Genomic DNA, 12,143 nt, shown 5'->3' on the forward strand with positions numbered 1-12,143 from the left:
GAGTGCCCACACAGATTGCTTGATTCAAATTGTTAAAGAGCGATGCAGCTTTTGGCTGCTGCGGGAGTGGCATTCTACTCAACCGCCTTCTCGAGTCAAGCCTTATTTTCAAAGGCTTTTCGAGGCTATCGACCGGCTTGTTTGCGTTGCCGCTTGCCGTGTCGATGGAGGCGCATTATAGGGCCGCGAATCAGCTTGGCAAGGCGTTTTTTGAAGATTATTGCCAACATCGACTCAACCGCTCAAATACCAACCAAACCATGCGTTTTTCGATGGTTTTTACATCAAGGCATCATCAGCACTGATTTAAATTGAACATTTCAAAAGTCACTTTATAATTGACTTTTGAAATATTTATTTGAGATTGTCGTCATGCATCAGATTCTGGATAGCCGCAAGGAAGAGCGGATACTCCCCCTGTTTCGTTTGGGGTTTCGGCCTTTCTTCCTGTTGGGCGCCCTGTTTTCTACGTTAGCCATGCTGGGATGGATAGGACAGCTCAATGGCTGGCTGTCGATGCCCGGTATCGGCAATCCTGTCTGGTGGCATGCCCATGAGATGCTGTTTGGGTTTGGTGCTGCCATCGTCGCGGGATTTCTGCTGACCGCGGTACAAAACTGGACGGCTCATCCAGGCGTGCGAAGCTGGCCACTGGCTCTGGTTGTGAGTCTGTGGGCGTTGCCTCGGCTACTACTACCCTGGCTTGGAGAAGAAAATACCCTCTTGATGATGGCTGATCTTTCCTGGCTGCCACTTTGCGCTTGGTTCCTCGCCAAGCCCATCATAATCACCCGACAATGGCGCAACCTCTTCTTTGTTCCATTACTGCTGGTATTGACGCTGCTCAACGGAACAAGCTGGGTATTGCATGGCGAGTGGGCCACCCTAGAACATTTGTTGATCACCACGGTATTGTTGTTTACCACCCTGATTGCCGTGATGGGAGGACGGGTCATTCCCTTCTTTACCGCCAGAGCCACTGGTTTGGATAAAGCGGTTCCGCTGGTATGGCTGGAACGTGGCGCGCTAGCCTCTTTATGGTTGCTTTTGTTGATCTGGCTACTCTTTCCAAACCAATGGACGACCAGCGTTTATATGATGCCTCTATATATAGTGGCGGCAAGTTTGCACCTGTGGCGCCAGCTGCGCTGGCGGTTGCCTACAACCCTAGGTCATCCCCTGCTCTGGTCGTTGCACCTCGCCTATCTGTTTATTCCTCTGGGCTTGCTCGCGCTCGCGGCTCAAGCTGCCGGGATGTCCATTACCCTTTCCTTGGCCAGCCACCTGCTTAGCGCAGGCTGTCTGGGCACCATGATCCTGGGCATGATCGCACGGGTTTCTCTCGGCCATAGTGGTCGCGCCTTGCAGGTGGGACGCCGTATCCGCAGTGCTTTTGTCCTGACCATTGCGGCAGCGCTGTTGCGGGTGCTCGTTCCGCTGCTTTGGCCTGCTTACACCCTGCATGGCTGGAACTTGAGCGGCCTGGCCTGGAGCCTAGCTTATGGCCTGTTTGTCTGGGTGTATGCCCCCATCCTGACCAGCCCCAGAGCGGATGGCCGCCCGGGGTAATCACCCGGAAGATTGTTCATGACCGATTAACCGGATAGTGGATCAGGTTATGAAAGATTGCGGGAGCCACACCCAGATTGCGATAACCGTGGGGGGAGTCGGCTGCAAACCGAACCGCCTCCCCTTGGGTCAGCGAGCGCCACTCCCCTTCCACCAGCACCTCCATCACGCCACTGATGACGATGACATGCTCGGTCACCCCTGGCTCATGGGGGTCGGATTCACGCTGATAGCCAGGTAACAGAGTCAATTCAAGCAACTCGAAACCAAACCGGCTCTCATAAGGAAAGAGAGGAGCAACCTGCATTCCCTCCCCCGCCGGCTGCTGACGGATGGCATCGGCAGTACGATAAAGCGCCTCTCCCAGAGTAACTGGAGCAGGTTCGATAAAACTGGAGAAGGAAACCCGAAAACCGGTGGCAATCTTCCACAGGGTCGCCACCGTGGGGCTGGACTCTCCCCGCTCGATCTGCCCCAGCATGGCCTTGCTAACCCCTGTCTCCCGCGCCGCTACATCCAGACTCCAACCCAGCTCACTGCGCAACCCTCTCAGGCGATGAGCCAGATGCTGATTTATCTCTTGCATGGTTACCCCTTTATCGAGCCTGCGTAATTCGATTGTGCACTATAACGCACAGCGATATAGTTGGTGGCATATTGTACGCTATAACGCACAAACCGACAGGAGTCACCCATGCCCTTCGCGCTTCCCCATATAGTGGCAGGCTTTATTGCCGTGATGGTCGGCTATACCAGCTCCGTCATCCTGATCATTCAGGCGGCAACGGCAGCCGGGGCGGATGCGGCTCAGGTCGCGTCCTGGCTATGGACGCTCGGTATCGGCATGGGGAGTAGCTGTATCGGTCTCTCTCTTTATTACCGCATACCCGTGCTCACAGCCTGGTCTACCCCGGGGGCAGCCCTGCTGATCACCAGTCTCGGCGACTTTAGCCTGGCTGAGGCCATCGGTGCCTTTATCATATCTTCTCTGTTGATCACCCTGTGCGGCATCAGTGGCTGGTTCGATCGGCTGATGCGCCATATTCCAGCCCCACTGGCCGCCGCCATGTTGGCCGGGGTATTGCTCAGATTCGGTCTGGATCTGTTCAAGGTTGCTCCGCAGGATCCCTTGCTGCTTGGCTCATTGTTGCTGGCCTTTTTGCTGGGCCGCCATCTTTGGCCCCGTTACACCATGGTACTGGTACTGATGAGCGGGATAGCGATCTGTGCTCTGCGAGGAGAGCTGCAACTTGGCGGCGTGCACTGGCAACTGGCCACTCCGGTCTGGATCTCGCCGACTTTCTCCCTCGATGCCCTGCTTGGCATCGCTCTGCCGCTGTTTATCGTCACCATGACCTCCCAGAACATGCCCGGGATAACTATCTTGCGGGCTCATGGCTATCAACCAGCGACCTCTTCTCTTATCAGCTGGACTGGCCTGACCGGCCTGCTGCTCGCCCCCTTCGGGGGTTACGCTTTCAACCTGGCAGCCATCACGGCCGCGATTTGCATGGGAAAAGAGGTGGACCCGGATGCCAACCGCCGCTGGCCGGCTGCGGTGTGGGCGGGCTGCTTCTATCTGTTGACCGGTTGCTTCGGCGCCACGGTCGCGGCTCTGTTTACCGCCTTCCCTGCGACACTCATCACCTGCGTGGCTGGCTTGGCGCTGCTTGGCACCATAGGCAGCAGCCTGCACACTGCGCTGCAACAAGATGAGGCACGAGAAGCGGCTCTGCTCACCTTCATCATCACGGCATCCGGCATCAGCCTGCTCGGTGTCGGCGCAGCCTGTTGGGGACTGCTCGTCGGGTTTGGCCTGCACCTGATCCAGTCACGACCGAGGGGGCGCGCAAAGCAGTAAACCAGGCAAAACTCACGGACACACCTGGTAACCCCAACCAGCCGGGTTGATCTCAGGAGTCCAGATCATATCTTCATAGCCCCTGCCGGATGGTGGCCGGCCGCCATAACAAAAACAGCCAATGAGAAACTCATTGGCTGTTTTGATCTTGCACCTGTTGTATCAGGCTTGTCCTTTCGGCCTGACCCCAAGGGTATGGCAGATGGCATAGGTCAGTTCGGAGCGGTTCAGGGTATAGAAGTGGAAATCTTTCACCCCTTCCTGACTCAACACCCTGACCTGGTCGATGGCGATGCTGGCCCCGACCATGTTACGGGTAATCTGGTCATGCTCCAGCCCCTCGAAACGCTGGTGCATCCAGCGCGGGATCTTCACGTTGGTAAACCCGGCAAACTTGGCCAACGTCTGGTAGTTGGAGACCGGCAGGATCCCCGGCACGATTTCGGCGTCGATGCCGATGGCAGCACAGCGATCGCGAAAACGCAGGTAGGTCTCCACGTCGAAGAAAAACTGGGTGATGGCACGGTTGGCCCCCGCATCTATCTTGCGCTTGAGGTTGAGCAGATCCGACTGCGCACTTCTCGCTTCCGGGTGCCCTTCCGGATAAGCCGCTACCGAGATATCGAAATCGGCCTCGGATTTGAGCAGGGCAACCAGGTCGGTGGCATACATGTCCGGCTTGTCGACCCCCTGAGGCAGGTCACCACGCAGCGCCACTATGTGGCGGATGCCGCTATTCCAGTAATCACGGGCGATAGAGCGCAACTCATCACGGCTGGCATCGATACAGGTCAGGTGCGGCGCCGCGATCAGACCGGTCCGCTCCTTGATGTCCTTGATCACCTTATGGGTGCGATCCCGAGTGCCGGAGTTGGCGCCATAGGTCACGGAGACGAACTTGGGTTCCAGCACTTTCAGGCGCTCGATGGATTGCCACAAGGTATTTTCCATTCCTTCGCTATTGGGCGGAAAAAACTCGAAGCTGACCGATATATCGCCATTCAAATCCGCCAGACTCTGGTTGAGCGCCTCAACCTGACGTGCACTGTGAAATCCCATCTGCTCTTCTCCCTGTCCTGCAATCCATCTGTGTACGTCAAAACGGATGTTTGGACGTCTAAACGTCTCTATTTTTATGAGCAAAGCGTCCCAAAGTCAACTCTGATTTGTCACTCTTCCACTCGGGCCGTCCCATATTTACAAAATTAACGGTAAGTAACCCCCTGACCCCATCCCAAAATCACCAAGGTCGAGTTATGATGAAGCCGGATCGTCCTGGACGTTCTGAATCTGCGTGTGATTGTTTGGCCGGAGATTTCTCCGGCCCCTTTTCTTCCCCCCACTCTTGCCGATAACAGATTGAATCTTTGCAGGAGTATCACCATGGACACCCACCCCGGCTTTGCCACGGATCTGCTGTTCGACCGCTATCAGGGCGAAGTCACTCGGCATGACGAGTTCTGGGCCGTGCGTACTCCGGATGCTCCCGACTACTACTTTGGCAACTATCTGCTGCTCCCTACTCCCCCCAGCGACAGGGACAAGGGCTGGCTCGAAGCCACTTTCGATCAGCTGATCGGCCAGGATCCCAGGATCCGTCACCGCACTTTCCAATGGCCGCTGGCGGAAGGACAAAACAGCCGGATAGCCGGATTTGTAACAACGGGTTATCAGTATCTGGAGTGTGTGGTGCTGGCGCTCGACGAGCAGAGCTGGCAACCAGTGATGCTTTCTCATCCGGGTCAGGAACTTCGTGCATTCCGGGCAAGCGACTGGCAGACGTGGCTCGACTTCGAACTCCATGAGCGAGACATGAGTCATAACGAGGCCAGCTATCTCGCCTATCTGCACTCACGGCAACGGCTTTACCAAGCCATGATCGCCGATGGACTCGGCGATTGGTGGGGGATCTGGCAGGAGGGCCAGTTGATCGCCAGCTGTGGCCTCTTCTTTACCGATACCATGGGGCGTTTCCAGCTGGTGCGCACCCACAGGGCGTGGCGCAACAGAGGGCTATGCCGCCGGTTGCTCAGCCATGTGGCACGACAAGGGCTGAAGCGGGTAGAACGGCTGATCATAGTGGCCGATGAGCACTACCACGCCCAGCGGATTTATCGCTCGCTCGGATTCACTCCCGTGGCCCGTATCGGCAGCCTCTGCCGCTGGCCCTCCGATACCTGAACCGTCAGACTCGCCAATAAAAACGGGAGGCTGATGCCTCCCGTTTTCTGCACAATCAGAATCTACTGGCCATGCTCTACTGTTGCGGTGTTTCCAACTCGCTGGAAAGCGCCTGCTCGACGGCATCCTGCGCGGCAGGTTGCGGCGCCGTTTGCGTCGCAGTAACGGCACTTGTCTGAGTCACGCCGGTATCACACTGGCACTCCTGCCCTGTGGACTTGCTGCCCTGATGGGGGGCATACCAACCTTTGAGCCCTTGTTCCAGTCGTTCGGCCGCCGCTTTGGGCTCCATCTTGCCCAGCAATACCGCCTGACTCACCTCGGCCAGCTCATCTCCCAGTTTGGGTGCGCCGCGAGAGAGGATCTGGGTGGCCACCCGTATGGTGGAATCGCACTGATCCCGCCACTCCATCATCTCTCTGGCCGCCGGATTGGTGACCTCGAAGAAGTGGTTGGAGAGGGAGAAAAAGCCCGGCAGCGCGTTGGTGTAGAGCTCGGCAAACTGGGGCGTAGTCAGCCACTGCAGGAAGGCCATGGCGGCCTCCTTGTTTTTGCTCGCCGGGTTCATCCCCATGCCGATGTCGGTGTGATCGGTGAAGAAACAGCCAGAACCCTGCTTGGCGACCGGCGGGCGCATGACGCCAAAATCGACCTTGCCGGCGAAAGGTGCTATCTCCCAGGAACCGGCCACATAGAAGGCGGCCTTGCCCGAGGTGAACAGCTCGTTGGTGGCAGCATAATCCCGACTCTCACCCCCTTCACCCAGATAGGGGCGCCAGCGAGCCAGCTCCTCGAATACCTTCACATAATGCGGGTTGTCGAACCGCTCGTTTCCGCCGATCAGCGCCAGGCGCCCGTCTTCCCCTTTCCAGTAGTTGGGACCAATGTTCTGGAAACCCAGTTCCGAGGAGACCCAGCTCTCGCCGCCGCTCATGGCCAGCGGCACATAACGGCCATCGGCCTTCACCTTGTCGAGCGCGGCGAAGAACTCATCACGGGTCTGCGGCAGGGTCAGCCCCAATTCACTGAAGATCTTCTTGTTGTAGAAAAAGCCGTGAATAACGGACGCCATGGGTACGCAAAACGTCTGGGCACCGGAGTCGGTCTGCCAGGGCGACTGGGCGAAGCTCGGGAAGTTTTCCATCCCCGCCATCTCGGTCAGCTCGGCCAGATGACCGGCCTTGAACAGAGCGAGGGAGTCATCAAACGGGCGGCAGGTGATGAGATCCCCCGCCTTGCCGGCCTTCAGGTTCTCCAACAAGGTAGGCATATAGTTGACGTTTTGCACCGGATGAAACGTCACCTTGATCCCCGGATGCGTCGCTTCGAACGCCGGGATGATCTTTTGCTCCCACAACGCCTTGTCATCGGCACGCCAGCTCTCGATCACCAGCTCGCTGGCCATCAGCTGGCCACACAACAGGAGACTCAGGGCTCCAATCCACTTGTTAGCCATAAGCCCTCCTAGACCTTGAAATGTGCGATAAGTTGTTGCTGCTTGGCGACCAGATCCGCCAGCACTTCACTGCTGCTGGCCGACTCTCGTGCCTCCCGTTCCGTCTCGTAGGCCACATCGGCAATGCCGGCGATATGGCGAGCCACCCCCTGGCTGACGGAGATCTGCTCCTGGGCGGCATTGGCTACCTGATCCGCCATCGATTTGATGGCGCTCATCCGATCGGCGATGGATTGCAGTGCCGCATCCATCTCGCGGGTCTGCTCAACGCAGTTATGGGTCTGCTCCTGGCTGCGCCCCATCACTTCCACCACATGCTTGCTGGAGCTCTGCAAGTTTTCGATCATGCTCTGGATCTCCTCGGTCGAGGTCTGGGTCCGGTTAGCCAGTGCCCGTACCTCGTCGGCCACCACGGCAAAACCGCGACCGGCATCGCCAGCCCGGGCCGCCTCAATGGCCGCGTTCAACGCCAGCAGGTTGGTCTGCTCGGCGATGCTGCGGATCACGTCGAGAATGCTGCCGATGTTGTTGCTGAATTCCCCCAGCTTGTAGGTGATACCGACCGCCTCCTCCATGGCGCTGGCCAGCTGTTCTGTGATGCGACGGGTGGTCGCTACTTTCTGGCGGCCGCTTCTGGCCTCCTCATCGGCCAGATCCACCTCATGTTTGGTACCATCGGTGGAACGGGCCACCTCGGTGGCACTTACCTCCAGCTCGGTGATGGCAGCTGCCACCTGATCGGTCTGGCTCTTCTGATCCTGTACCCGGGACATGGCCCGTTCGCTGATTTCGGCGGCGCGGCTCGCCTCCTCCACCAGATGACGGGAACCCGCATTGATCTGGGAAAGCAACTCTCCGGTCTTGCCCGCCAGCGTGTCGATGGAGCGAGAAAGGCTACCAAACTCGCAACTGCTGCGGTAATTGATACGGCGGGTCATGTCCCCGGCCGCCATGTACTCCAGCTCCCGGTTGATCATCTGCAACGGACGCTGAATACTGCGTGCCGTGGTGTAACCGATGAGCAGCGCCGCAGCCGCCGAGACGGTGGCCACGATCAGGATCCAGACACTGGCGCTGCTGACGGCGGCATCGGCATTGACGCGACTCTCGCTGGCAATGGAACCGGCCGACTGACCCATTTCGTCAAGCAGGCTCAGGCTGCTGGCCAGGCTGGCATCCAGCTGCTGGTTCAGGCTGACCAGCGCCAGCTCCAGTTGTTGTGCCTGACGCATGGTGGCCAGCAAGCCTTGCGGGCCCAGTGCCAGCTCCTGCATCCGATCCAGATTGGTCACGAAACGCTGCTTCACATCATCCGGCACCAGCACGCGTTCCAGGCGCTTGCGGGCCATCTCAATGTCCTTGCTGAGCACCTTTTCCAGCTCATTGAGATCCGTCTTGGCATCGGCCCGGCGAATATTCTTCAGATCCCGTGCGATCCCCGAGGTGATGAGCTCGGCCTTGTTGCGCATGGAGCGCTTGCTGGCACTCTGCTGCAACAGCAGATCGGCGGCCCACTGATAGGTGTCCTCGAGCCGGATAAACTCCAGCTGCAATTTGTGCCGCTGCGCCAGGGCATCGACCCACTTGCCATGCTGGGCCAGCACTTGTTCCGCCAGGCTATAGAACTGGCCGGTCGCACTCTCTACCTGCCGGAAGCGGGCACGCGCCTCCGCCACTTCGGTAAACTTGCCCATCTCCTGGCTCAGCTGGGTGAAGCGGGCTTGCTGCTCCTTGAACTGGTTGGCGAACTGCGGCAGTTGAGCAGCATCTTCACTGGTGCGGTAAACCAGCACCCAGCGATTGCTCTCTTGCAATGCCCCCTTGAGATTGGCCACCGCCACCACCAGGGGGGTCGCCCGATCGGAGACGGCGGAGAGGCCGTCATTGATACCCTTGATTTTAAAGGTGCTGATCACACCAAGCAGGATCAGCAACAGCAGCATCAACACAAATCCGGCGATGATCCGCTGCACAATAGATAAACCCATGGAGACATCCTCGCTCGTGGGGAAAGGTAAAGTGAACATAGTCACTATCGGCAGAAACGGCGCATTATAGAGGGAGGAGAGGAGCTATTTTATTGATCTGCCGAGGCTAATTAATCATTTTGTAATTAATGGCAGACATAAAAAAGCCCGGACCGAGCCGGGCTGAAAGGAGACGTGCTTAGCTATATATCTGCGGCATTACGCCATCAGAATCCGGTTATTAGAAGCGGTAGCCGACGCCGACCATAAAGACCATGGGATCGATATTGGTCTTGAAGGTGCCGACACCTTCAACATTGACATCAGTATCAATATCCATGATCCAAGCCGAACCGTTTACAAACCAGCGGTCGGTAATCGCCATATCAATGCCGACTTGACCAGCCAGGCCCCAGGAATCGTCAAGGTTGATATTGGCGCCATCAAGAGCCCCTACTCCTTTCTCATCAAAGAAGGTGGTGTAGTTCACACCAACCCCGATGTATGGACGAACTTTGCTCTGGGCATCGCCAAAGTAATATTGGCCCATCAGTGTCGGAGGGAGATGTTTAACCTTGGCTATCTCACCCAGGCCAGGAGTGCTGACCTTGTGGGAGAAAGGAGTAGCAGCCAGCAACTCGACGCCCCAGTTGTCAGTGATCATATAGCTCAGAGTCAGTCCCAGCTGCGTGTCATTCTTGATGTCAAATTCACCTTTGCCCAATACGTCATCGCTGCTCTCTTGAGGAGAAACTACCGCGACACCACCACGCACCAGAATATCGCCAGCCTGGTGTGCCATGGCGAAGGGAGAGGTCAGGGCTGCTGCAATCATCAGAGGAAGAATCTTTTTCATCACTAAGTCCTTTTTTTGTTGTCATTCGATGCTGTAAGCGTGCTGACTATAAAAGCTTGTAAGTGCAGGGTTATTGATTTGGGACAAATGTTAAGCAGAAATAGATTGATTGGCATGGCATCTTTATTGGCAAATTTTCGTTGCCGTCACACTATTTGCGACACACCAGCCATCACTCACACGACTTTATTTCGCCCGTCTGATTGCGACTAAATATGCCGAATTGAGGCATCTTATCCATTTTGCGGAATAAACAATTAACAGTTGTGTGCAAGGCCTGACGAGCGTATTTTTGTGGCACGCAAGTTACTGGAAAGTAATTATTTATTTATGAAGAATGAGTCGAGATGGCAAAAGGTGGGGGCATTTCTCGCCGCCGTGTGGGGGATAGGATCCTTTCTCTTTATCCTGATCGGTTTTATCGTCGCCATGGCTTATCTGGTACTGGTGCGACAGGGCTGATCCCGGAACTCCAGCCTGTTCAGCTGCAGATGATCACCATCGACAATCTGCTCGGGAGTCAGCGCGATCGCATCTGGTGGCAAGGTTCCCGTGTAACCCTGCCACTGGTTGCGCCCTTCCTGCTTGGCACGATAGAGAGCCATATCCGCCAACTTGAAGCTATGGCTCCAGAAGCTGTCGACCATCGAAGGGTGTAACGGATAACGGCAATATCCCAAGGAAACCGTCAGCCAGAGCGGTGTCTCTTCCCTGCCGAAACGATGACTGGCAACGCGCAGCCTGAGTCGTTCCACCCACAGCGCAATCTCGCATTCGTCTTCGACTTGCAACAACAGCAGAAACTCTTCTCCCCCCAGCCGGACGATCGGCCCGACATCGGTTGTCACCAGTTTTCTGAGCAGCTCTGCCAACTGTTGCAGCACCATATCCCCGACGTCGTGACCAAATTTGTCGTTGATCCGCTTGAAGTGATCGAGATCCAGCAGCAACAGCGTACAGGGTTCAGCCCTGTGATCCTGTAACCACCCCTCAAGGTAACGGCGGTTGAAACAGCGAGTCAGGGGATCCGTAAAGGCCGCCATCTCCATAAGGTTGGATCTGGCCAACAACTCATCGTGTTGCTGACTCACCTTGCCAGCCATTTCACGCATCTTGCTGCTGAGAGTCGCCAACTCGGTACTGCTGTCGATATGGGGGATCAGCGCCACATCCGGCTTGTCGCCAAAACTCTGCAACGCCGTCATCAACTGATGCAGGGGAGTCAGCACTATGCTCTTCAACCTGTGCATGGCGAGCAGCATGCACAGCGCACTCACGACCAGCATGCCGGCAAACGTCAGCAAGGCCCCCTCCAGGGTAGCTTGCAGCACCTTCCGCTCCTCTTCCAGCACCAGGGTCACCACCGGCTGGCCAGCATTGTTGAGCAGACGCCCCTCACCACGAACCCGTTGCAGGCCGAGATCGATGAGGCGATAGGTCATCTGCGCCTGCAGTGGCTGAAAACCCGTCTCCCCCTCACCCTGGCGAGCGGGGGCAATCATGATCGGCAGTGCGGTACGTTCGGAAATCTGCTCGATGTAGGGACGATCCAGCCAGCGCAATGCCAGCAGAAAACCGTTGGGCGTACCGCTGCCATCGCTGAGGCGGATAGGCTGCCAGGAGAAGATGAGGGGCCCCCACAGGGAATTCCGGATCCCGTGCAGATTGACCGTGCCTTGCGCCAGGGAGTCCTGACGCAGCTGACGTTTCAGATCATCGAGGAAATTGGGCAACTCGGTCGCCGTGGTACCGGAGTCGTTATTTTCCGGCAACTGGGTGTGGGTCCAGATCTCATTCCCCTGAAGGTCCATGTAGCTGATCAGGTTGAGACCGAAATCCCGCATCGGCATGTCGCTGAGCAGATTGGCCTCGATATAGTCACGGTTGTGATGAGTGATGAAGTAGTAACTGTCATCCCAGATCCCCCAATCCCGGGTAAAGGCATCCACCGCTCTGATATCGAGTTGAATCGCCTTGAGCACTCGCACCAGATGCTCTTTCACCCGCTGCTCTTCGATACGGGTGGCAGCCGGTACCTGCGTCAGCGCGATCAACACCAGCAACATCAAGATGGCCCCGACCCAGATGGGGATCATGGAATATGCCAGCAGATGATCGAGGGAGCGGGGAGATCTGGTCATACGTCACCATGTAGTTGCCAATGGCAGTTCAGTAGCCTGTCGGCATTGAAATGCCTCTTTCAATCTAGTGGATTTGATAGCAGAGAGGAGCCGATGGCCCCTCTCTCATTAC

9 protein-coding genes are annotated in these 12,143 nt (G+C 56.9%); 3 read left to right on the forward strand and 6 right to left on the reverse strand.

Annotation, left to right across the window (positions count from 1 at the left end):
• The first annotated feature begins 372 nt into the window (after positions 1–372).
• Positions 373–1,569 (forward strand): NnrS family protein, encoded by a 1,197-nt coding sequence (locus ACB028_RS17835; RefSeq protein WP_371144858.1) that lies wholly within the window; start codon positions 373–375, stop codon positions 1,567–1,569.
• A gap of 16 nt (positions 1,570–1,585) precedes the next feature.
• Here the strand turns inward: ACB028_RS17835 and ACB028_RS17840 are convergent, their stop codons facing one another.
• Positions 1,586–2,155: a helix-turn-helix domain-containing protein gene (locus ACB028_RS17840; protein WP_371144859.1), complete on the reverse strand. Its 570-nt coding sequence runs from the start codon at positions 2,153–2,155 to the stop codon at positions 1,586–1,588.
• Between the two features lie 108 nt (positions 2,156–2,263).
• Between ACB028_RS17840 and ACB028_RS17845 the strand changes: the two genes are divergently transcribed.
• The gene (locus ACB028_RS17845; protein WP_061476706.1) at positions 2,264–3,430 is read left to right on the forward strand and encodes a benzoate/H(+) symporter BenE family transporter; all 1,167 of its coding nucleotides are present in this window, start codon (positions 2,264–2,266) and stop codon (positions 3,428–3,430) included.
• A 162-nt stretch (positions 3,431–3,592) separates the two neighbouring features.
• Here the strand turns inward: ACB028_RS17845 and metF are convergent, their stop codons facing one another.
• On the reverse strand, positions 3,593–4,489 hold the full coding sequence (gene metF / locus ACB028_RS17850; RefSeq protein ID WP_371144860.1) for a methylenetetrahydrofolate reductase: 897 nt from the start codon (positions 4,487–4,489) through the stop codon (positions 3,593–3,595).
• A gap of 324 nt (positions 4,490–4,813) precedes the next feature.
• On the opposite strand from metF, the gene ACB028_RS17855 reads away from it, so the two are divergent.
• Positions 4,814–5,611: a GNAT family N-acetyltransferase gene (locus ACB028_RS17855; RefSeq protein WP_371144861.1), complete on the forward strand. Its 798-nt coding sequence runs from the start codon at positions 4,814–4,816 to the stop codon at positions 5,609–5,611.
• A 76-nt stretch (positions 5,612–5,687) separates the two neighbouring features.
• On the opposite strand, the gene ACB028_RS17860 is transcribed toward ACB028_RS17855, so the two are convergent.
• The 4 genes from ACB028_RS17860 to ACB028_RS17875 form a co-directional block, all read right to left on the reverse strand.
• On the reverse strand, positions 5,688–7,067 hold the full coding sequence (locus ACB028_RS17860) for an ABC transporter substrate-binding protein (RefSeq protein ID WP_371144862.1): 1,380 nt from the start codon (positions 7,065–7,067) through the stop codon (positions 5,688–5,690).
• 8 nt (positions 7,068–7,075) lie between these two features.
• Positions 7,076–9,055, reverse strand: coding sequence for a methyl-accepting chemotaxis protein (locus tag ACB028_RS17865; RefSeq protein WP_371144863.1), 1,980 nt, complete (start codon positions 9,053–9,055; stop codon positions 7,076–7,078).
• Between the two features lie 220 nt (positions 9,056–9,275).
• On the reverse strand, positions 9,276–9,890 hold the full coding sequence (gene ompW / locus ACB028_RS17870; RefSeq protein ID WP_216993154.1) for an outer membrane protein OmpW: 615 nt from the start codon (positions 9,888–9,890) through the stop codon (positions 9,276–9,278).
• A gap of 434 nt (positions 9,891–10,324) precedes the next feature.
• Complete coding sequence (locus tag ACB028_RS17875; protein WP_225633465.1) at positions 10,325–12,031, reverse strand: diguanylate cyclase; 1,707 nt, start codon at positions 12,029–12,031, stop codon at positions 10,325–10,327.
• Positions 12,032–12,143 lie beyond the last annotated feature (112 nt).

This window comes from Aeromonas sp. S9(2024) (assembly GCF_041403185.1).
Lineage (GTDB): Bacteria > Pseudomonadota > Gammaproteobacteria > Enterobacterales > Aeromonadaceae > Aeromonas > Aeromonas enteropelogenes.